The sequence below is a fragment of the Microbulbifer epialgicus genome (assembly GCF_041447265.1).
Taxonomy (GTDB): Bacteria; Pseudomonadota; Gammaproteobacteria; order Pseudomonadales; family Cellvibrionaceae; genus Microbulbifer; species Microbulbifer epialgicus.
Window position 1 is genome coordinate 1 of the sequence record NZ_JBGMEK010000035.1, and the last position, 19,574, is coordinate 19,574.

The 19,574-nt window shown below is 46.2% G+C and carries 26 protein-coding genes; all 26 read right to left on the bottom strand.

What is annotated here, in order from left to right:
* Positions 1–54 precede the first annotated feature (54 nt).
* The 26 genes from ACCI49_RS14830 to ACCI49_RS14955 all read right to left on the bottom strand — a co-directional run bounded on the left by ACCI49_RS14830 (position 55) and on the right by ACCI49_RS14955 (position 19,455).
* The gene (locus ACCI49_RS14830) at positions 55–1,032 is read right to left on the bottom strand and encodes a hypothetical protein (protein ID WP_371839822.1); all 978 of its coding nucleotides are present in this window, start codon (positions 1,030–1,032) and stop codon (positions 55–57) included.
* Positions 1,033–1,100: 68 nt separating this feature from the next.
* Complete coding sequence (locus tag ACCI49_RS14835; protein WP_371839823.1) at positions 1,101–1,697, bottom strand: virion core protein, T7 gp14 family; 597 nt, start codon at positions 1,695–1,697, stop codon at positions 1,101–1,103.
* 433 nt (positions 1,698–2,130) lie between these two features.
* Positions 2,131–4,200, bottom strand: coding sequence for a phage nozzle protein (locus tag ACCI49_RS14840; protein WP_371839824.1), 2,070 nt, complete (start codon positions 4,198–4,200; stop codon positions 2,131–2,133).
* Positions 4,197–4,634 carry a hypothetical protein gene (locus tag ACCI49_RS14845; RefSeq protein WP_371839825.1) on the bottom strand — a complete coding sequence of 146 codons (438 nt, stop codon included), beginning with the start codon at positions 4,632–4,634 and terminating at the stop codon, positions 4,197–4,199. The genes ACCI49_RS14840 and ACCI49_RS14845 overlap by 4 nt, the downstream gene beginning before the upstream one ends.
* A complete protein-coding gene (locus ACCI49_RS14850; protein WP_371839826.1) occupies positions 4,634–5,077 on the bottom strand; it encodes a phage nozzle protein in 444 nt (147 codons plus the stop codon). The genes ACCI49_RS14845 and ACCI49_RS14850 overlap by 1 nt, the downstream gene beginning before the upstream one ends.
* Complete coding sequence (locus ACCI49_RS14855) at positions 5,077–5,688, bottom strand: phage tail tubular protein A (RefSeq protein WP_371839827.1); 612 nt, start codon at positions 5,686–5,688, stop codon at positions 5,077–5,079. The genes ACCI49_RS14850 and ACCI49_RS14855 overlap by 1 nt, the downstream gene beginning before the upstream one ends.
* A 58-nt stretch (positions 5,689–5,746) precedes the next feature.
* The gene (locus ACCI49_RS14860; RefSeq protein ID WP_371839828.1) at positions 5,747–6,778 is read right to left on the bottom strand and encodes a major capsid protein; all 1,032 of its coding nucleotides are present in this window, start codon (positions 6,776–6,778) and stop codon (positions 5,747–5,749) included.
* Positions 6,779–6,886: 108 nt separating this feature from the next.
* On the bottom strand, positions 6,887–7,516 hold the full coding sequence (locus tag ACCI49_RS14865; protein ID WP_371839829.1) for a capsid assembly protein: 630 nt from the start codon (positions 7,514–7,516) through the stop codon (positions 6,887–6,889).
* Entirely contained in the window at positions 7,517–9,025 is a 1,509-nt protein-coding gene (locus ACCI49_RS14870) for a portal protein (RefSeq protein WP_371839830.1), read from the bottom strand.
* Positions 9,025–9,246, bottom strand: coding sequence for a hypothetical protein (locus ACCI49_RS14875; protein WP_371839831.1), 222 nt, complete (start codon positions 9,244–9,246; stop codon positions 9,025–9,027). Before ACCI49_RS14875 ends, ACCI49_RS14870 begins: the two co-directional genes overlap by 1 nt.
* Positions 9,247–9,432: 186 nt before the next feature.
* Positions 9,433–9,774, bottom strand: coding sequence for a hypothetical protein (locus ACCI49_RS14880; protein WP_371839832.1), 342 nt, complete (start codon positions 9,772–9,774; stop codon positions 9,433–9,435).
* A 40-nt stretch (positions 9,775–9,814) separates the two neighbouring features.
* Positions 9,815–9,970: a helix-turn-helix domain-containing protein gene (locus tag ACCI49_RS14885; RefSeq protein WP_371839833.1), complete on the bottom strand. Its 156-nt coding sequence runs from the start codon at positions 9,968–9,970 to the stop codon at positions 9,815–9,817.
* Between the two features lie 58 nt (positions 9,971–10,028).
* Positions 10,029–10,235 (bottom strand): hypothetical protein, encoded by a 207-nt coding sequence (locus ACCI49_RS14890; protein ID WP_371839834.1) that lies wholly within the window; start codon positions 10,233–10,235, stop codon positions 10,029–10,031.
* 159 nt (positions 10,236–10,394) lie between these two features.
* On the bottom strand, positions 10,395–10,904 hold the full coding sequence (locus ACCI49_RS14895; RefSeq protein ID WP_371839835.1) for a hypothetical protein: 510 nt from the start codon (positions 10,902–10,904) through the stop codon (positions 10,395–10,397).
* A 71-nt stretch (positions 10,905–10,975) separates the two neighbouring features.
* The gene (locus tag ACCI49_RS14900; RefSeq protein ID WP_371839836.1) at positions 10,976–11,482 is read right to left on the bottom strand and encodes a hypothetical protein; all 507 of its coding nucleotides are present in this window, start codon (positions 11,480–11,482) and stop codon (positions 10,976–10,978) included.
* Positions 11,483–11,496: 14 nt separating this feature from the next.
* A complete protein-coding gene (locus tag ACCI49_RS14905; RefSeq protein ID WP_371839837.1) occupies positions 11,497–11,988 on the bottom strand; it encodes a hypothetical protein in 492 nt (163 codons plus the stop codon).
* Positions 11,978–12,814: a hypothetical protein gene (locus ACCI49_RS14910; RefSeq protein WP_371839838.1), complete on the bottom strand. Its 837-nt coding sequence runs from the start codon at positions 12,812–12,814 to the stop codon at positions 11,978–11,980. Before ACCI49_RS14910 ends, ACCI49_RS14905 begins: the two co-directional genes overlap by 11 nt.
* Entirely contained in the window at positions 12,811–13,242 is a 432-nt protein-coding gene (locus tag ACCI49_RS14915) for a glycoside hydrolase family protein (protein ID WP_371839839.1), read from the bottom strand. The genes ACCI49_RS14910 and ACCI49_RS14915 overlap by 4 nt, the downstream gene beginning before the upstream one ends.
* Positions 13,242–15,107 carry a DNA polymerase gene (locus ACCI49_RS14920; RefSeq protein WP_371839841.1) on the bottom strand — a complete coding sequence of 622 codons (1,866 nt, stop codon included), beginning with the start codon at positions 15,105–15,107 and terminating at the stop codon, positions 13,242–13,244. Before ACCI49_RS14920 ends, ACCI49_RS14915 begins: the two co-directional genes overlap by 1 nt.
* A complete protein-coding gene (locus ACCI49_RS14925; RefSeq protein WP_371839842.1) occupies positions 15,108–15,950 on the bottom strand; it encodes a hypothetical protein in 843 nt (280 codons plus the stop codon).
* Complete coding sequence (locus tag ACCI49_RS14930; RefSeq protein ID WP_371839843.1) at positions 15,940–17,574, bottom strand: DnaB-like helicase C-terminal domain-containing protein; 1,635 nt, start codon at positions 17,572–17,574, stop codon at positions 15,940–15,942. The genes ACCI49_RS14925 and ACCI49_RS14930 overlap by 11 nt, the downstream gene beginning before the upstream one ends.
* Complete coding sequence (locus ACCI49_RS14935) at positions 17,567–17,908, bottom strand: helix-turn-helix domain-containing protein (protein WP_371839844.1); 342 nt, start codon at positions 17,906–17,908, stop codon at positions 17,567–17,569. The genes ACCI49_RS14930 and ACCI49_RS14935 overlap by 8 nt, the downstream gene beginning before the upstream one ends.
* Positions 17,883–18,254, bottom strand: a complete 372-nt coding sequence (locus ACCI49_RS14940) for an N-acetylmuramoyl-L-alanine amidase (protein WP_371839845.1) — start codon at positions 18,252–18,254, stop codon at positions 17,883–17,885. The genes ACCI49_RS14935 and ACCI49_RS14940 overlap by 26 nt, the downstream gene beginning before the upstream one ends.
* A complete protein-coding gene (locus ACCI49_RS14945; RefSeq protein WP_371839846.1) occupies positions 18,233–18,652 on the bottom strand; it encodes a RusA family crossover junction endodeoxyribonuclease in 420 nt (139 codons plus the stop codon). The genes ACCI49_RS14940 and ACCI49_RS14945 overlap by 22 nt, the downstream gene beginning before the upstream one ends.
* Positions 18,630–19,325: a hypothetical protein gene (locus ACCI49_RS14950; protein WP_371839847.1), complete on the bottom strand. Its 696-nt coding sequence runs from the start codon at positions 19,323–19,325 to the stop codon at positions 18,630–18,632. Before ACCI49_RS14950 ends, ACCI49_RS14945 begins: the two co-directional genes overlap by 23 nt.
* A complete protein-coding gene (locus ACCI49_RS14955) occupies positions 19,318–19,455 on the bottom strand; it encodes a hypothetical protein (protein WP_371839848.1) in 138 nt (45 codons plus the stop codon). Before ACCI49_RS14955 ends, ACCI49_RS14950 begins: the two co-directional genes overlap by 8 nt.
* Positions 19,456–19,574: the final 119 nt, after the last annotated feature.

The following is a 19,574-nucleotide window of genomic DNA, read 5'->3' on the forward strand; positions in this document are numbered from 1 at the left end:
CTTAGTTGGTTTATTGTCTGGCGATAACAAATCAACCAGATACGCCGCTTTTTTTCAAACCTTCAAACACCAGATTTGGTTATAACTCGCTGCAACTGGAAGTTCCTTATTAAGAGTGCCTTCAAGGAATGCGTTTAGCAGGTAATGCTTAGCCGTATCCCCGCCAGCCTTAAGCCGCTCACTCTTTATCATGTCCAGCAGAGAGTCAGCTTCAGAGCCCGTGATAACTCCCTTCTCAATGACGCCCCCAAAGTAGTCATACCCCGGCTCTGCCATCTGGCCTGAAAGCACTGCTGGTATTACCTGAGTTTCCCAGTCATGTATAAAGGCCAACTTAGCTTCTTGCTTCTGCTTGGTATTGAGGTCCAAGGTTCTTTGGCGAGCGGCTTTCATTCTCTGCTGAAGTGCATCACCGCCTATCAAGCGGCCTTGTGAATCCTTCCGGTCCAATACCAAGTCGGCTAATACGGTCGCTTGGAAGTCATTCTCAGTAACCTCTGGCATTGCCTGCACATCAGCTATGATCTCCAGAAACTCCTGCTCACTAAGACCATCACTTAAAGCCAGTTGTTTTACAGCTCCAAGAGCAAAGTCCGCATCTTCGGGGGATTGATTAAAGGTTTGCTGTAGCTCGGGAATTGAGCGGAGTACATAGTCCTTGTAGATACCCTTCTTATCCTCATGCCTCTTTGACTCCCGCATCTGAAGAGCCTGCTGACGCGATTGCGCTCCCCAGGTCCGCTTCAAGCGCGTGGCATAGTCGGGATTGTGGACGCGGGAAGTATCAAGGAAGCTGGCAGCCTGTTTTGAAAGCTCATCTGGCTCTAGGTCCAGCAGGGATGGATCGCGCTCAACAGCTTTTCTAAAGTTCTGCTCAGCATCCTTGTAAGCCATCTCAGAAGCTAGGTAGCTCTCAGCATCTAGCTCCTTGTTGTATTTATCTGCCCAGCTATTCATGGCAACACCGCCCATTGAAATCAGCTGATCAACTGTATCCGGCCCGCTTTGCTGGGGGGCTACTGGTGTTGTCATAGTTGCGTAGTCAGCAACTTTTCTTTTGGTTCCCTGCTTACCTACAACAGCATCTAGTGTAACTCTGGCTATGTTGTACCTCCCCCGGAAGTACCGGTAGAAGCTCCTCCTGATGCACTGCTCCTTTGAGCAGCACGACCAGAACCACCATTGTTTGTGTAGGAGCCAGCCCCTGCTATAGCAATATCAAGTAAGTTCTGCTTCCATCCTTTCGGCTGCTGCAGCTGGTTGATTAGGTCCATCACACTACGGTTCTCATTTCTCTTATTAATCATCAAGCGGGCACGACCATCATCCAGGTTCCTATCAATGTTGCGGACATTCTGGTTTCCCTGCCCCTCTACAAATGACCTTAAGCGGAAAATGGACAAGCCTCCCACGCCGTTCTCAGCAGCACTGAGACTAACCTTGTCAGCCTGACGTAACATGTTGAGCTTTGCTTGCAACTTGTCATCAACGGATTTCTCCTGCTCAGTCTGAAATACCCGGTTCATCTCGCGTATATTCAACGATGCACTTTCAACGGCAGCATCTCTCCGTTTCCTATTCTCTTTAGCTAACTTTTTATCTTTGCGGTTAGCAATCATCATGTCAGCTACGACTGCGGCAGCAATTGCATACGGATTACCCGTACTGGCAGCCGCAGAAGTTAATTCACCGGCCATTTAACCACCTGTATAAAAGTATGTTCCGAGTCGTTGAAGTAAGGAATCAACCTGCATTCAGAGAAGCCTAACGCTCTCACGTATCGGCGAGCTGTCTTATTCCCTTCATGGATGTAGTTGTAAAGCATCTCGGAAGAGTAACTAGCAAGCCTGTCGCTAGAGTCTTGCATGAATGCTTTGATATTGGAGGGTCTTGTAGTTGTTGGAACCATCCATGGCAACACACCATGATGACCTCGGCGAAACCCAGATAGGCCGATTAGCTCGCTCCTGTCCCAAATGGAAAAAGCTTCGCTACTGCTTTCAACACAGCGGGCGAGTAGCTTTTCAAAACAACTACCGAATACCTCCAACTCAACTTTATATTGGGGGTGAACGTCACCTGCCACATTCCTAATATCAACAGTTGAAGTGGGCCTTAAGTCGTACATAGCTACAACCGCCGTGCTCTATACGAATAGAACGCCTCCCACTGAGCGGATAAGAAGACCGCATCAAAGGGGCTCCAGTTTGATATGTGGACACGTAATCTGTCGGCCTCACCCATCACGGGGAATGTGAGTTCACCAACTGCGATTGGAATCTCGCCTATGATGTTGTCAGCTGAACCAATAACACGGGCATTAAACTCCTGAGAGCGTATGTCACTTCTACCTCTAACCTCAGCAGCCACAACAAAGTGACTCGTATCGGCATAGTTCAGGATGATACGCCGTGCTTGTGTGCGTCCTCCTACCAGCGGCGTTCCTGAGCTATCCCGAATAGATAACCGGGAGAATACATAGCGTTGTTCATAGGGAAACCCTACAAATGCTCTGCCTTGGAACTGGAATACGATTCTCCCATCCCATTCTTCTAAATCGGAACTACCTATCCCTAATCCAGTGACCTCTTCACGTCTATCAATTAAGGCCGGGTGTCCTAGCTCCTCTGCTAGGGGATCATAGGATAAGTTCATACCCTCGTAGTAATAAATGTAGGTCGGAGCCTCTACATCACCACCCTCGTTATATCTGGTAAGGAGGCGTAGGTAATTTGCCTCAAGGACTATATCAAGCACCTCAGCTGCAAATTCCCATTTTTGCCAAGCACTTTGTACTCTCTCATCCCTTTGCTCAGCCCAGTTGTAGATGTACATAAAGCCAATCGTATCTTCATGTGAAAGGCGAGGAAGTACGAACAACATATCTTGCGTAGAGTTACCAGCAAGTCGGTGGACAAACCCTTCAATATAATTAGGGACATGCTTAGTAATATCATAAGCACGCCACTTATCTCCTTCATAGACGTATTCCCAAATAGTGTTAAAGTTCCTCTTTCTGCTACAGAAGAAAATCTTATCGCCCACCCTTATCGGGGCCACATTCACATCAATTCTGTACCCAGTAGTTGGGACAACTTGAACCGTCTCAGCACTAAATATCTCGCCTCCACTACAGCTGTACTGCTGATTTGCCGAGAACATAATTAATTCCTTTTCATAAGGAATCATGTGCTGAATGGGTGTGACTTTGTTATTTGATATTGCAATATCAATAGCATCTGACTCTAGCGGCTGGATAACTGTTGTTGGAAAGAACCTAAAGTGATTACCAGCTTCACTGAATACCAAGTTTTCATCAGTCGCAAATACAAGACGGTTCTTAAAATAGGCCATACTGGTAATCGTGCGGATAGCGGAGAGCTGACCATCTGAATTAATAGAGCTTGTAAAACTCGGGAATGGAGCTGTTGCATAGTCCCCTACTTCACGAGCTGACCAGGGAGCATGTGAAAACTCAAAATAAATGCCGTAGGGATTGTCCGAATTTATATACTGTGCATCCTGCTTACGGGTCAGTAAGTGAGGCATCGTATTACGATCCAGCTGATTTATGAGACCAGGGGCTACCGTTTCTTCCCAAGTGCCTGTGGTTACGCCGCCTTCTTTATTGTAAACAACATGATAAGCCTCGCCCTCCGCATCCGGTTCCGGCAATATTTTCAGTCGGAAACCATCAGGGGCATCAGGAGGGAGGTCAGAAAAGTTCTGAGCTTTATGTTTAAAAGCAAAGAAAGCTTTTCCACCCAATGAGTCCACTGCTTGGATCGTATAAGAGTTGGAGGAATGGACAGTGAAATATGAACCGAAGCTTGTTGCCGTACAACCATGAGAACCAGTTTTTGAGTTTATTGCAGATACGATGCTACTGGTAATAGCCTCTGTTGCTAGTCCCGCTCTGGCCCTATCTGAGGTCGCTTCAGGGGTCGTATAGGAGCAAGAGGTACCGTTAAGTTTAAGTGTGTACTTAGTCGCGTAATCGGCTTGTTTAACAAAGCAGAGGGAACGGTTATCTTCAAGATAGCCCTCTTCAATAGCGGAGTTGTTAGTGGTATCCCAGGCACCAAAGCCAAGCCCGGCATCAGCAATCTCTGTAGATATTTCCCCAGGTTCATAATCGCGTGTAGTGACAACAACTGAATCAATACTTTTAGTCGGCACTTTTGAACAATCAATACTCATGGGATATATGTCCTTATAAATCTATTACTAACACCGCGCTTATAGTACTTTCCATAGACACTGCGATCGTCTAAGGAGGGCCACCTATGCCATGTATTAGAGTTACTATTTCCCAGCCTCTTTTTCTTCTGCAGGCTATTTTCAGTGATGTCCAGGTCACTTCCACGCGGCCTTACAATGGAAATGGTTGAGCCTTTAATATGAACCAAGTACGAAGGGTAGTAAGTACGTAGGGCCTCACCTAAAGAGCGGGCACACTTTTCCGCAGTGAGATTCTTATCAATAGCTAAGGTCACAACCTGAGGGGAAGATAGCCCCACTATGTATTCAATTTTGTTTTTATCTGTACCACCACAAGAATGATGTGTAAGGGCCGCTGTGACAAATGTCGGGATTGTTATCTCAATTGTTGTCAGTACGTTCTGAGAGGCCATTAGACTGTCTCCCGAACGTATGCCTGCTCAACTGGGACCAACTTATTGAGGATGATGGACGTATCAGCAGTAGTAAGCACTTGAAACTGGTTCTGAACATTATCTTTTGTCCTGTGCCTAAGATACTGCTTATTGGATTGAACATTATCTACGACAGGGTACTCAACGCCTGTATCTGAATTGAAGACACGTACTGAGCCATCTGTAATTACCATTATGTATCTTTCATTGGCATCACGCTCAATAAAATGAACGCTGGCATCAGAGGTATCAAGGTTTGTTAGAGTACTTATCAGCTCCGTACATGGACGCTTACCCATCCCATCAACCAAAGAGTTCCTGCAATTTACTTGGTCCTCGCATTGAGTAGCACTACGTAGCTTTTCTTCTTGCTGGCTAACTCCGCCTATCAGGTTTCTGATGGACTGACTTAATAAAGACATTAAGAGCCTCCAGAAGTATATAAAGAAGCAAGATAGCCATCGGCTCCGCTAAAGGAAACACCACCATCACGTCTTAAACTCAACCTAAACTCAGGATTCTCTTTAAGGTTATGGTGGGCATTCTCGGATTCACTTTGAAGTAGTGAAATGTGAGCCTTACGCTCATTCTCCTCCAGAAACTTATCAAGTGTTACCGAACCAACTGTAGTCTGTTGGAAGCGCCTTGTAGCTGTGGTTAGGACAGCCATCATCGCCTCATGCGGTAACTCCTCAAAAGCAATCTCCAGCACCAGATGAACCACCATATCTGATTGGAATTTTTTGGTTTTATTTACATTGTCATATAGATATAAGCCGCGCTGCACAACGTCAGTAGAGCCTGTATCTACAGACAGCGTTCCTTTAGGAAGCTTAAGTTCTGAATAAAAACTGCGTGAAAGCTTGAAGTGATTTTCGGTATTGAAATACCAGCCCTTAGCCTGAACTGTGGTATTAGTTTGACTGAGGATTGTTTCGGCTATTCGGGCATCAGCAAATGCCTCTCCAAGTTGGTTCACAGGGGCCTCCCCTATTCCCACCAACATGTAATTTACAGCATCTAATTTGGTCATTTAATCCCCTAAAAAAAGGGGAGTCTCCTAAGAGACCCCCAATTGAGCTAACAATAAATTATGCTTTCAGCAGCGGGATGGAACACTCAGGACGTAGAATGTCGTGGCCCAGTGCTTGAGTAGCCAGGATGGTATGACCAAGGCGGAGAGGCTCTTCCACTACCTTAGTGTTGATACCCCAAAGCTCAGTAGTAGCAACCGCTGAGCGAGAGAAAACCAATCCGACTACGTTTGAGTAATCACCGCGATATTTCGCTTCATTACCGGAACCAACAGTGACATCTGCCAGCGGCTCTGGATCGCTGATGCCTGAGCTTTCATCAGTGCTAGGAATATGGTTTGACTCGTAGATTGGAGCACCGCCAACCTTCGGAACATAGCCTTCAGCGATACTACCAGTACCACCTACATCACGGTTCAACCACACGGCATTGGCAACGGAAGGTACAGTCAGGAGGGCTGCATACTGGTCAGGAGGTAGTACTACTACCGGCTTCTCTTTAATATTCTTTTTACGGAACTCAGTAACAGCCTTCACAATGGCCGCATAGATCTTGGTACCATCCAAGTGGTCACTTGCGCCAGACATTTGAATTGGCTGGGTATACTCTTGACCAGTAATCGCAGTCAGGCCAGCAGCAGTCATTGCAGCTTGGTCAGTAATCAAACCTGCCTGAGTAACCATACGGAATACATTACGGTCAACAAGCTCGCCTAGTTGAGAGCCACACTCCATTGAATATTCAGAGCGAGTATCAAAGTGGAGGATTTTCTCATCAATATCAGCAATAAATACTGGAGAGATAGCAACGTCATCAATAGTTACTGTACGTTCTACAGTCGGGATTTTTGATGCTTCAATCAACTTACCAGGGGTATGGTAAGAAGCATTGCCGCGTCCAAACAAAGGGAATTGGGCGGACTTACCGGATTTAATAGTTCTTTTGCGGGTAAGCTTTAATGCAATATTATTTGCGTGCCACGCACTCAAAACTTCACCTGAGAAAAGCTTCAGGCCCAGTGCGCGAGCATCCCCAGCATTGTTTACTTGCAAGGGATTTGATACATTTTGGTCAGTAGGAAATGCCATTAAAAAATTTATTACCTTCTTATAGACATAGGAATCCCCTACACAGCTAAGTGCATTAGATTTATGTAGAGGACTTACTAGATTTTGTTAATTAAATGAGGAGGTTGTTTAGAACGTGGAGAGAGCTACACGATGCTCCACTTCTTCCCTGTAAGCTGGGTCGCTGTAATAACGCGGATCTGCAATAGCCTGATTCAACTCTGCTTGAGAGCGATAGCCGCTCATGCCTTTAGCATTGTTTCCAAAGTTCAGAACCGGTTCTTGATCCATTGTGTTTTGATGGATAGCTTGCAGAGCACGTACAGCAAACAACATGCCTTCCTGGTTACCTGAAGCCATCACATCGTTGAATGCTTTAACCTCACCTTCAGGTAGATTTTCTGAGGCCCAGTCAGTCAACTGGCTGTACTTATCTTCGCCACCAACAGCTTTGAAGATTTCATTTGTAGTCAGACGGTTCTGAAGGTCACTAACCTGTGACGCAAGGTCATCACCATCTTTATCGCTACCCTTATCATCACCTTTAGGTGTGGTTTCAGGATTCTGCTCTTGAGACCCTTTAAGCTGGGTATAAGCAGTTGCCAGCTCTTCAACAGAGTTGAAACCTTCTGGTAATTGAGGGGTTGTGCTGTTGTTATCAACTGCTGGTGTAGCTGGCAGAGCGGGATTTGCACCGCCATTATTGTTATTGCTCTGGGGGTCAGAACTCACCGTAACCCCAGTATTGCCTTCGGCCATTTAAATCGTTTCTCCTTGAAACTGTTTCATTAAGTCTGGCGACACTTGCTGAAGCATCTGACTTAGTGCTTCCTGCTGTTCTGCTTTCTTTATCTGCTCAGTTGTTTTAACCAAGTCATTGGTATCCAGATGCAAAGCAGCTCCAATGCGCTTCACAAACTCATCAACATGGGTATATTTCTGTACTAGCTCAGGAGATAGAGCCTGCATAAAGCTCTGTAGGACACGCAGCTTCTCTAGTTCCTGTGACCGGCCTAGCGCCTCAATACCAGTTAAGACCTGCGGCTCAATGTCACCTTTCTTTATTTGCGGCAGCCGTCCTTTTCGTTTAAGTCTCTCCATAATGATTGAGACAAGAGGCAGCTGAAGCTCCAGTGCTAATAACGTATAAACCCCGCCAATGGCTTGCTCTAACTCAGCAGCCATAAAGCGGATTTCCTCAGCGGTTACACGCTCAGCGTTACGTTGAACAGAAGTGTTTAATAGGAATGCGTTTGAAAGCTCCCTATTGATTTGGCTAATCGTTTCGGAAGCGATTCTAAAATCGTGGAATTTGTCTAGCTGAATGGTAGTCACATCCTCTTTCTTACCTCTGAGAATGTCCATATTGCGTGCTTTCTTAACCGCATCGGGTGTTAGTATTGATCCCTGCTCAATCAGGAATACCACCCTTGCAGCGGCTTGCGAACCATCCACGATTGCTTGTGAGAGCTTTTCAAGGGATACCAAATCCCCTAAATGCTCTTCTACATAGGAGCGCCCGTAGTCTTCACCATCTACCCTTATCATCCGTAGAGGCAGCCAAGGCAAAGTATCTTCTGAATACTTACCACGGGATTCAGGTACAACGACGCCTTTGATTTCTTGGTAGACCCTGAAGCGCTTTCCAGCACGCCTAATAACTGTGTATTGATTAAGCTCTTTTTCCGGGTCGGGATTAATCTGAGTTGGGCCTAGCACAGCATCTCTGACTGAAGTTGGTATGTCATCAGGAGTGATTACCTCTTTGATAATGCACTCACTAATGCGACCTAAACCATCACGCTTCAGCACATACTTGTCTAGCCTGTAGCCCTTTACACCCTCTGGACCGAAGTACAGAAGATAATTTCCAGCCACCATTAGTTGTCTTATGGCTTCATATAACCGGCTTCTAAGCTGGCTGGATTCAATTTCTTTCTTGATGGTTGATTCCATCATTGAAAGAGCTTTATCAACCTCCCCTTTCGTACCTTCAGCATCTACTTCCTCAGATAGAAGCAGCTGAAAGAAGGGGGTATTAGGTGGCAATAACGCCATTACTAATTTGTTTGTAAGATGCTTCACACCACGACTGCCAAGGCCCTGATAAGGAGTTTGCAGTGTTTCTGCATTCCCATTGACAGGGAATAGCGCGGGTATTGTCAGCCCTGCGCACTGCTCAGCACGTTTGATATACGCACTACGAGTGGACTCTAGCCTTCGGTATCGTGATTCAGCATCAAGACTTCTACTTGGTTTATTTTCCATTAACTCTTTGTCGGGATATTAAGACCCGCACCACCAGCCTGCGCCCCATTGATATTCAACGCACTCAAATCCTTACGCAGACCCGCCTTATTAGACTTACGACGCTGGCGTGCAGTCTTTCGCTTCTCAGCTACTGCTTTAATCTTTAGGTCGGGAGCGTTCTGAGGTGGAGGCGCGGGAGGAGGCGGAGGTGGTGGTGACTCGGGTGGGTCGTCACTCATGCACACTAGGTAAGTGGTCCTCTTTCTTTGGTTCTAAAAGGTTTTCTATGTACTCAAGGAGTTCAATCTTCCCTACCCTACGACCGTGCTCAAATGGGTCTATTGGGCGTCTAGGGATCTTCTGGTCAATCTCCTTTCGTAGCACTGTTAGTAAATCTTCCATGCTTATGCCTTAAGGCAACAAAATTAGCGGACGGGAATTACTTCCATTAAGCGAAAAGCCTTCCAATTGAATCCCGTAGGAAGCTTCCCAGTTGAAGGAGCTTGTACGCAAACACGGTCCAGAAGCTTTTCGCCCGAATCATTACACGGGATGTAAACGACTGCTGCTTTGACTGGAGATTCTTTAGAAGATCCCTTAGTCTGCTTTGAGCTGTCCTTTGTCTCGCTGCTCTTCTTGCGTGTGCGGCCCTTCTTTTTATCCGCTGCTTCATCCGAAACATCGCCCTGCGTTTGTGCAGGGGTTTCTGCTTGTTCTTTTTCATCAGCAATTTCTTCCTGCTCTACCGGATCTTTGTCATCGGGCATACCTGTTAATCCTTAGGTTGTTTTAAGGCTGGCTTACAAACTATTCGCCGATAGCAGCCTTAAAGGTTGATATGTATTTGCTCACCGTACTGGTGGAAACTTTTACTTCTTTCGCGATTTTGCCTTGAGAAACACCCTCTTTATGGAGGCGTTCAATATGCTTAATCTTGTAAAGAGGTAATCTGGTTTTCTTCACGGTCATCACCTTTATGTGAAGTGTTGGTTATCTAACGGTTGCTAAATTTGAGAGAGGCTTACATCAGCAGGTAAGGAACAATTACCAGGGAGAAAAGGAGTATTACCAAGGTCGTTGCAAGGACTCCAACACCCACTACCAGCAATCTCCAGCCACCCGTTTCAATTGAAATACTCACCCAGCCTTTTTCTTTTGACAGTATTAGGAAATAGATAATGCCTAAAAGGCATGATGCAAAACCGGATACTGCCGCTAAAAAATCCATAGTTACTCCATGGTATTTACTACCCACTCAGCATCCTCCCTCATCCAAATTCAAGGCGAACGAAGGCAGCCTGAAAGATCTAGCTTTCAAATGAATAAAGACGTTTAGGAGGATTTTCTGAGTAGGTAGAGGAGGCTTTAAAGAGGACTGAAAAGAAGGCTATGAATCTGCTGCTTCCAGCTCTACTTCAATTTCCGGGGTATCATCGGAAGGCTTTCCAGCTACCTCAAGAAGAAACTCTAAACTGATTTCTCTTGATTTATCGCGGAGCCTCTGCTCACTTTCGCTTGAATTGCTGTGCTTCTTAATCAGATAGTCCACCACTTCACTAATCTTAACTGGTGTTAACCCAACACAAAGACCAGCAGCCGCTACTTTTGCAATCATCGTAGCCGTAGTTATAAAACCAGCTGGTGACTCCCTCTGCTCACTTGGCCCAGAAGTAGTCTCTCCTAGTTCATACTTCGCAACTTCTAATGACTGCTTTTTACCGGCCTCAAATAAAGCCTCCGCATCCGTGTGAGTATCTGTGGATTTCTGACAGACATAGGAGATTAGTGTGTTACATATTTTGCCGGACGCACCTGATTTATACATTGCCCAAAATAGGTGGGCAACTACAGAGATCATGGCTTCGCACATTACAGCTTCAGTTTTATCTTCAGACATTTTTAAAGTCCTCTTTAAGAGATTTTAATGGTGTGGTTAATGGGACATCAGAAAGTGATTAAGGGATGGTTTTACGAACCGGTCTCTTCCAGCTCTACTACTGTTTCAGGGTTATCATCAGAGGACTCTTCCCGCTTTTCATTTAACTCAAGACAAATATCACGGGAGCTGATAAGAAGTTTCTCCCGTACAGCATCAGACTCTGCGAACCTATCCAAAAGCTTATTCAGCAACGGGCTGATAAGAAATTGAGGTGTTCCCGCATCTAAGGCCCCAAGAACAACATGAGCAGTCATTGTTGACGTAGTAATGAAGTCAGGAGAACCCTCTCCTTTAGCTGTTAAATAGGCTGCATCAGCATCATGCTTACCTTTATCCAGCCACATTCCGCGATCCCTACCAGCTTCAAATAGGCTCTTTGCATCATCGCCAGTATCTGTTACGTCATAACAAACATTAGACACTACCTTCCTAGCAAGGGCCGCGGGTATCCCCATATCCTGCATAGTAAGAAAGACATGGGCAATAACAGTTACCATGACGGGATTCAATACAGCTTCAGTTTTATCTTGAGACATTATGAAAGTCCTCTTTAAGAGTTTTGAGATAAAGCTCCCCAGGAATAAGGGAACAAGGTTTGACAAATCTCATCCAGCTTGATTGAAATTTGCCGGGATTCTTCAGAGCAACTACTACCTAAATGGTGGTTTGCAAACTCTGCAAACTGATTGACAGAGCCTGTCCATAGCCATCTCTTCCAACCGACACTCAGGGTTTGATTCCGTAGACGGGTTACGGTGCCTAGTCCAGTCTCCAAACAGCGTACATAGGCTTTTTTAGGTGCGGTTACAATCACGCTCAGCATCGTGTGCCTAAACACTGAAGGCTCACCGTCTTCAGCAGCATCAGTTATGCGATCTCTTCCAGGGTAATCAAAAACAGGAGTTAAAATCGGCCTATCTGGGGCGTATACCCAGTCCTCCAAACATTCCCAGAACTCAGGTTCAAGTTGCGTAGGACCAGCGGCATTAGCAACCGTTAAGTCTGTTCCCATGTGATGTACATATTTCACTTCAATGTTCATTGATAGGCTCCCATAGGATTACTTTTTTGTTGTCAAAGTCGTAGTCAGATGCGCGCAAAATCCTCGCAACTTGTGCTTGTGATAGTGCATATTCCTCAGTTAAACCTTGCTTCGCATAACAGCTAACAACGCCTTCCCAAAGATCTTCACAAGGTATCTTTCGCCAACGCTCTTCAGTCTTCCCCTTCCTCGGTCCAGACTTGAAGGTATGTTCGTATTGCTCCCACTGATAAGGCTCAGCAATCAGCTCTTCAGCGCCTGACAAGCCCATTCCAGGGCAGCCGGTATAACCATCAGTAACATCACCAGCAATGGACTGCGCCATATGCCAGCGGTCAGCCTCATCCACAGTAATCAGGCGGGGCTTAGTGTCCTTGTCAGGGTTGAAAACAAGTGCAGGGATAGTCCGAAGATCTTTATCTTCGCTGACAATAATCTTCTTGAACTTGGGCTTATAACCGGCATGAGTAGCGAGAATTCCCATAACGTCATCAGCCTCTAGGCCGGGACGTAGAAAGGACTCATATTGCTCACAAAGAGCCGCCTTCACCTCAGGCAGCTTCATGGGTTTGCGAGTCCCTATACGGTTTCGCTTATAGGTAGGTAAAACGTCTTTTCGCCAGTTGTGGTCATCAGTCAGACAAAGCACCACTTCATCAGCTTTTAAGCGCTCGCGAATAGATTCAATGCGCTCAACAGCGTTATTGAGGGCCACCTCAAAGTTTGTTGCTAGGAATGTCCAATCACCAAAGTCACATTCAAACTCAGCCTTTGCACATGCCTTGTAAGCAACAATATCGGTATCAATAAGGAGCAGTTTCTTCATGCTGGGAATCGCCCTGTTCTTAAGAGGTGAACATCGCGTTCACTGCGATCCCTAACCTGATTATACCAGCGAGAATCTTTAGCTTGTTCAGCAGCCTCTTCCCAGTCATGTGCTTTAACAGCAGTAATCATCTTCTTAAAGCCTTTAAAGCGACCAAAGCCCAGGTTGTACGCCATGTCTAAAAGCGCACAGTAGCGTCCATACTGATTCTCTTTTAAGTCAGAAATGAAGATCCAACCAAAGATGTGAAAGAGGTCTTTCTCAGCACGTTCAATTCCAACATCTAGCAACTGCTCAGCAATCTCTTCAGGAATTCCGTTATCTTCTATGTTCCATCCAAAGCCAATCGTCCACTTATCACCAGTACACTTGTAAAGTTTGAGTGACTTCCCCTCACCTAATTTTATTAGTTCCCTATGATTCATCATTAATGCGTATCCGCCCAGCTCTTGCCGATATTGAAGTCGGTATCTAGCTGGCAGTTAAATTTGAAAAATTCTTGGGTGATTCTCATAGCCTTCTGAGAGAACTCACCTGCCTTCTCGGCGATTTCTTTTGTTCTGCAAGCAACCTGAATCTCATCATGTACCCAGGCAGACAATACAAAGTCCCCTTCCCAACCCAGCTTGTATCCAACTGACTCCATCAGCTCCATAAATACACATAGCCATTTCTTACACACCAGGGCTCCATCAGATTGGAGTAATAGATTCACCGCACTGTGCTCACTACGCGAGTGAAGCCAGCGGCCATCAAGCCCTTTAATCTTTTGTTTAAATTTGGTGCGCTGCCCTGCAACGGATTTACGGAGGGCTGTAATGGCCGGGATAGCCTTTAAGAAGCGCGCTTTAGTTGCCGCTCCAATTTTCTTCTGTTGGTTCGGGCTTGCAGCGGGAGCTAGTAGTGCCCCTATTCCTTGGTCGCCAGACCCATATAGAAAGGCGTATATAAATGTCTTTGCTTCATCCCGCGTCTTCAGCCCAGCAGCTTGCTGGTTAGCGGTATGTATATCGCCTTTTAAAATCTCTTGAACGTATGCCCCACCATCCCAGTGGAAAATACGATTGGCTAGACAACGCAGCTCCAATCCTGATGCGTCGCTGCCCATCAAATACCAGCCTTCAGGGACAGTGAAGAGGGTTCTTGACTCCTTCCCCTTATATGCCCGTAAGCTCGGCACTTGAGCTAAATTTGGTTTACTATGACTTGCCCTGTGACTTACAGTCCCCAAGGCATTTACGTGGCAATGGAGCCTCCCTTCTCTCTCCAGCTTCAACCACGCATTGTCGCCCTCTGCAAGCTGACCCAGGAGCTTATTATTGCGGAGATACTGAGCTGCTAGATGCGCCTCCTCATAAGGAAGAGCTTCCAGCACAGTCTCATCAACAGTTATGTTTCCTTTGTCAGTAAATACCTGAGGTTCCCATCCATACCGCTCAATAAGCCCTTTAGCGATGTGGTCACGGCTCCCAGGATTGAATTTGATTATCTCTATCTTGGTGTAAGGTGCCCCCGCAGTTCGGTCTGCTTGCAGAGGATTCTTACGATAGTTAATCGTCTTCTTGGGAGTTATTTCTTTACCGCGTTTAACAAAGCTTCCGAAGGTGCTTATCAGCTGCTGCTCAAGCTCATACTTCTCCTGAACAAGCTCAGCGTAAAGCTCAGATGCACCGGCCACATTGAATGTGAAACCGTACTGCTCTATCTCAGCCATACGCCAAGCTACCTCATGCTCCAGGTCTAAAGCCTTCTGAGTAGTGCGTTTAAACTGGATACTCTTAAGCAGCTTTATCGTTACCTTCACATCCTGAATACAGTAATCCAGCATCTCCTGTGAGAAAGGAATTGTGAGCCACGTATGAGGTTCACCAGTTTCTGGATTGATATAGTTTTCAGGTTTGAAATCACCCTTATAGTCGCCAAGACGGTAGCCCCACGCCTCTAGTGAATGCCTGCCAAGAAGCTTCTTAGGCAGTAATCCACGCTGAGCGAGTTTTATGTCTTCTTCTAAGGGGTCGTTATAGATAAGCTGAGTACAGACAAGAGTATCCAGTACCACCTTATGGTCTGGCTTAAAGTCTGGGAATAGCTTTTGGATTGCGGGAACATCAAAGTTAATACCGTTGTGAGCGACTAAAAGCTCCGCTCTTGCAAGCATCTCTACGCCCTGCTTAATAGCTGAGCCTGTGTAGATATACTCCTTTCCGGTATCTATGCAGATTGCGACAATGCAATGGATTTTGGTGAGCTGGTGAAGAAGGCCATTTGTTTCAATATCAAAGGCCAGTCTCAACTACAATGCTTCTCCATATTTCTCTTGAGCCAAGATTTCAAGGGTGTGGCGAGCCTTGCGAAGGTCTGCAATACCGGCCTTGTCTTCATGGCGAGTTACATATTTAACGATGGTGTGCTGGCAGGCATCCAGGCCATTAGCCATGGAATATTGCATGGGCTGAATAGCTAACTTTTTGTAATGCGAGCCGCCTTCCTGAACAACATAAGCACCGCGTGAGGTATCACTTGGGGCGTCACTTTCAGGAGAAGGTGTAGACTCAATACCACGTACAGAACGCGAAGCTGCATCCCACTCCTCTGGAGAGCAGTCATCAAGGGTTTTACGGGGCGCTGGAGATGGTTTAACTGTTTCCGATGAGTCCTCAGTAACTTCCTCAGAGATAAGCTCTTCGGCATGTTCACCGGGTTCGTCAGTAACCAGCTCTAAGCACTCAGGTGGGTAGCACTTACCAAATGGGGTAATGTAAAAATCTCCCCTTTCTCTGGTGCTTTCAATGGTCCCTACACAACCGATTGAAGCATCCATAGAAGGCACCCAACAGTTATCTTCCCAATACCGTACTTTATGGGTAATACGAACCTTATCACCGACTTTGAAAGTAGGTTCAGGAGTCTCTTCAACGGCAACTTCATCGGCGCTTTCAGGTTCGTCTTCAACTAACTCCAAGCAGTGGCTATGGAACCAACCTACGTTCAAACGAACAGTAGGTTCATCATCATCAATGTTAACCACTGCATAGGGTTTGCCATCCCCAACCATGGACTCTTTTGTCATGTTCCAATATGGGCTGCCTTTTCCAGAACGTACAACCTTAACCTCATCACCTTTTTTAAAACGCATAACGCGGTTCCTCTTCTTCAGTGCTAGTAGATGGCTCTGTAAAAGTTTCCTGCTCATACAGAAGGCCGGTTTCAAAATCGTACCCAAGCTTTATCGTTACCCCAGCAGCGCGCCCGGTATAACGGTCCTTCAAAATTCTGAACGTCGTTGTCTGACGCTCTTCTTCATCAGCGGCTTGCTGATTCCTTTCTAGGCCGAACATAAAGTGAGCCCAAAAACCGATTGCCCGTGACCCTTTAAATTGCCTGATAGTCACGCGCGCGCCTTCCTCATGAGAACCATGCTCTGGTGTTGTGAGGTGGCTAATAACATGGAGGATTAGGCCGTAGCGTTTCGCCAGCATGGCCATATCAGCAGTGACTCGCTCTAGCTCTTCTTTTTCACTTTTCTCAGAACCAGTCGCCAAGGCAGTTAGGTGGTCTATGTAAAATAGTTTTACGCCCTGACTAGCGAGATAAATAATGTGTTGCTTAATGCTGTCCCACTCGGTCACTCCGAATGAGTCAAAAAGAGTTACCCTGTTTTTTAGTGAGGGCTGCCGAATGGTTTCAACCAGCTCCTCTTGAGTCCATCCTGTATCAGGGATATGAAAGGTCTTCTTAGCAACTTTCCCAGCAATTCTTCTGGCGGCTTCAACTGTGCCCATTTCCAGATAGAACACGCCGACTGGTTTATTCAGCGTCTCTACATCAAAAGCCATTTGCTGAGTGAACAGGTCAGTCTTACCCATTCCTGTCCCGGCGCCAAAGAAGTACACCTCACCTGGGCGGCGTCCGTAAGTGTGTTTAGTAAGTGTTGGGAGGAACCAATCAAGACCGATTTCAACGGGCTTAATAACTTCCTCTACCAGCGAATCTAATGTGACCAGACCATCTGGCCTGTAGGGTTCAGCATTCCATACTGCCCTTACCAGCTCTTGCACCAGCCCCTTCTTAAGCATTTCATTGGGGTCTTTCTCAGGGAGATTCATAACCCTGACGTTGTGGTCCATGAGCATCAAAGCAGCTTCAGCTACTGCCTCTCGCCCAGGTTCATCCATATCAAAACAGAGAACCACTTCCTCAAAATTGGCGAGGTATTGAAGATTGTTGCCAATGGCTTTCTTAACTGACTTAACGCCGTTTGGAAGAGACACTACAGGGTATTTATTACCCTGCACCTGACTTAGAGTCAGCATGTCTATTTCGCCTTCAGTGATGATTATTTTCTTACCACCACTGAATAGGTGGGCACCTATAAGGGACTCAACTACTCCCTTACCGAGGGTCCGAAAGTCTTTGCCTTTTAGTCTTATTTTTTGGCCGATAAGATTTCCATTCAGATCTTTCACATCACAAATCTGAGCGGGTTGGCCTTCATAGAATCCAACTCTATATCCGTACTTTCTGCATGTATCGGCTTGGATTCCACGAGCTTCAAGGAATATGTAGTCGCCTTGAATAGGCGTGATAGTGGAGGCTGCTGAACCCCCTTTTGACTTGTCTGGGGATGCCTGACCTGAAAGCTCTTCTTCACTAAAGTAGCTATCGCATTTGAAACAAAACCCAGACTCATCTTCATAAATTTGCAGCGCGTCACTGGAGTCACCACAAGGGCAAGGCTCCTTCCTTACGCACTCACCCATCACCGACCTCCCTAGCCCAAGTCAACGCATTTCGTAGGGCTTCAGTCAGTGCTGCTACAACATCTCTCGGGCATGAAGCTTCCTGTATTCCTTTACTACAGGATTTGCTGAGCCGCTTCTTAACAGCTTTGAATCTCTCTTCAGGGTCAGCTTCATACCTTGCAAAGCCGCTTTTCACCGTGCCGTCATAGACAGCTTTCATTGCGTGCTCTGTTTCTTTCAACTCATGGATGACTGCTGCCAGCCGTGTAATTCCAAAGAGTTGAAATGCTTTATGAGAATCAATTGATCCCCACTTCTCTACAAAATCAATAACTTGTTCTTTCTGGCTCATCCACATCCACCATGAATGCAGGCCCAGCCTCTGGAAACTTTTCCTGAAGGTAATCCACCAGTCCGTTTACAGCTCCCGCTTGAGCCTTTGTGAATTTATCTGTGCCCACTAGCAGGATTAAAATTGATTCCTTATCTACTTGGTGCTCGCCTGTGCAGCACACCTCATCAATCTCTCTACCCTTCTCAACATCACCGTTACGTCTGATGATGTAGTGAGACCTGATTCCCAGCGCACCTTTACTTCTATCAATGCCTTCCATGTCCCACGCTGATTTGTCTTCTGAATTAGGCGTGAAAGTGGCATCAACCAAAATTGCTCTGGTTACTTTTCTTTTTCCGAACATATTTCTGCGATATGTACTACGACATATCCTCCCAATTCCTTTTCAATCCCCGCCTTAACCAAGCGGAGGTCCGTTACCAAATCATCGTCAACCCAAATTCCAGCAGCCGTTAAAGCATCCAGAAGAGCTTTATTAATGTTGTCTATATCTCTCTTGCGGCGGTCAGGAAGGAAAACTTCAATCCAAACTCGGAGCTTTCCTTGAAGGGGCTGGAGGTTATAGGGAGCAAGGGCAGCTTGAACGGTAGCCCTAAACTCCTTACCGGGCTTTTTGATGAAAACCGAACCAGTGCGGGTGCGGCCATAGTAGTTATTTACTGAGGGTGGGTAAGGCAACTTAAAGGAAACGATATGCGTAGCGTCTTGCTTGTATCCCTTAAAAGTTGAAATTAGGCGCACCCTCATCAGAACCTGAAGAGTCACCCCCAGCGTCATAACCATCTGAATCTGGAGTTGATTCATCAGAACTGGCAGCGCCTTTAAAACCGTCTTCAAATACACCAAAGGCATCAAGAGCGGAGTGCCCGGTCGCCAGCTCATGTATCTGCACGGCTTCTATGTAGCAAGTGAGGTAGAGCTTGCCCTGCACCATTGAGACATTCGGGCGGAATGCTACAACCAGCTTGGAACCTGTATAGAAATCTCCTGTTTTCACAGGGTTCTTAGCGGTATCAATCAAAGGCAATGAACGCTTCTTCATCTCCCCTGTTTTCTTGTCCTTATACAAGGAGTACTGCTTCATCTTCAGAACAAAATTACCGTTAGGGGTATAGGTTTGCTCCTCACCTTCTCCCTCAACATCGTAATCTTCTTCAATAGGGAGGATTACTTCTGCTTTCTTAGCCTGTGCAGCGAGCTTGCCTCCCTTCTTAACAATCTCTGCACGGAAGTCTTCAACAAGCTTTGCACCCTGCTCACGGAAACGCTCAAGCCAAGCAACATGTTCATCATTCTCCATGTCAAAGACTTGCTTGGTTTCGTAAGTCGGATTTTCCTTGTTGAAGTGGTCATTGGGGGTTACAAGGTGCGGGAATTTCGCCGCTGTAACCGGGGTTAGAATAGTCTTAGCCACTCTTTTTATTACCTGTCATTGTGAATTGAGTAACATTGATACCCGCCTTCATAGCGCGCTTTAAAACTTCAGCGGGGATAGGCAGGCCCTTATCAATGAAGTGTGTGTAAATAGCCGTAAGTGGTTTCATAGAGTCACCTGTTGGTTCAGCTAAATTTTTCTGTGCCTAAGGGCAACAAATCTGCGGGGCACTAAATTCCTGTGCCTAGGGGCAACAAAAAACCCCGCTTGTATCGCTTAGTAGACCTG

Bases quoted from the DNA above. Each gene is read 5' to 3' on its own strand.
- ACCI49_RS14935 (WP_371839844.1), bottom strand. From the start codon at position 17,908: ATGAGCCAGAAAGAACAAGTTATTGATTTTGTAGAGAAGTGGGGATCA.
- ACCI49_RS14930 (WP_371839843.1), bottom strand. From the start codon at position 17,574: ATGGGTGAGTGCGTAAGGAAGGAGCCTTGCCCTTGTGGTGACTCCAGT.
- ACCI49_RS14830 (WP_371839822.1), bottom strand. From the start codon at position 1,032: ATGACAACACCAGTAGCCCCCCAGCAAAGCGGGCCGGATACAGTTGAT.
- ACCI49_RS14900 (WP_371839836.1), bottom strand. From the start codon at position 11,482: ATGTCTCAAGATAAAACTGAAGCTGTATTGAATCCCGTCATGGTAACT.
- ACCI49_RS14860 (WP_371839828.1), bottom strand. From the start codon at position 6,778: ATGGCATTTCCTACTGACCAAAATGTATCAAATCCCTTGCAAGTAAAC.
- ACCI49_RS14925 (WP_371839842.1), bottom strand. From the start codon at position 15,950: ATGCGTTTTAAAAAAGGTGATGAGGTTAAGGTTGTACGTTCTGGAAAA.
- ACCI49_RS14875 (WP_371839831.1), bottom strand. From the start codon at position 9,246: ATGAGTGACGACCCACCCGAGTCACCACCACCTCCGCCTCCTCCCGCG.
- ACCI49_RS14840 (WP_371839824.1), bottom strand. From the start codon at position 4,200: ATGAGTATTGATTGTTCAAAAGTGCCGACTAAAAGTATTGATTCAGTT.
- ACCI49_RS14855 (WP_371839827.1), bottom strand. From the start codon at position 5,688: ATGACCAAATTAGATGCTGTAAATTACATGTTGGTGGGAATAGGGGAG.
- ACCI49_RS14955 (WP_371839848.1), bottom strand. From the start codon at position 19,455: ATGAAACCACTTACGGCTATTTACACACACTTCATTGATAAGGGCCTG.
- ACCI49_RS14835 (WP_371839823.1), bottom strand. From the start codon at position 1,697: ATGGCCGGTGAATTAACTTCTGCGGCTGCCAGTACGGGTAATCCGTAT.
- ACCI49_RS14870 (WP_371839830.1), bottom strand. From the start codon at position 9,025: ATGGAAAATAAACCAAGTAGAAGTCTTGATGCTGAATCACGATACCGA.
- ACCI49_RS14895 (WP_371839835.1), bottom strand. From the start codon at position 10,904: ATGTCTGAAGATAAAACTGAAGCTGTAATGTGCGAAGCCATGATCTCT.
- ACCI49_RS14940 (WP_371839845.1), bottom strand. From the start codon at position 18,254: ATGTTCGGAAAAAGAAAAGTAACCAGAGCAATTTTGGTTGATGCCACT.
- ACCI49_RS14890 (WP_371839834.1), bottom strand. From the start codon at position 10,235: ATGGATTTTTTAGCGGCAGTATCCGGTTTTGCATCATGCCTTTTAGGC.
- ACCI49_RS14910 (WP_371839838.1), bottom strand. From the start codon at position 12,814: ATGAAGAAACTGCTCCTTATTGATACCGATATTGTTGCTTACAAGGCA.
- ACCI49_RS14845 (WP_371839825.1), bottom strand. From the start codon at position 4,634: ATGGCCTCTCAGAACGTACTGACAACAATTGAGATAACAATCCCGACA.
- ACCI49_RS14865 (WP_371839829.1), bottom strand. From the start codon at position 7,516: ATGGCCGAAGGCAATACTGGGGTTACGGTGAGTTCTGACCCCCAGAGC.
- ACCI49_RS14905 (WP_371839837.1), bottom strand. From the start codon at position 11,988: ATGAACATTGAAGTGAAATATGTACATCACATGGGAACAGACTTAACG.
- ACCI49_RS14880 (WP_371839832.1), bottom strand. From the start codon at position 9,774: ATGCCCGATGACAAAGATCCGGTAGAGCAGGAAGAAATTGCTGATGAA.
- ACCI49_RS14915 (WP_371839839.1), bottom strand. From the start codon at position 13,242: ATGATGAATCATAGGGAACTAATAAAATTAGGTGAGGGGAAGTCACTC.
- ACCI49_RS14850 (WP_371839826.1), bottom strand. From the start codon at position 5,077: ATGTCTTTATTAAGTCAGTCCATCAGAAACCTGATAGGCGGAGTTAGC.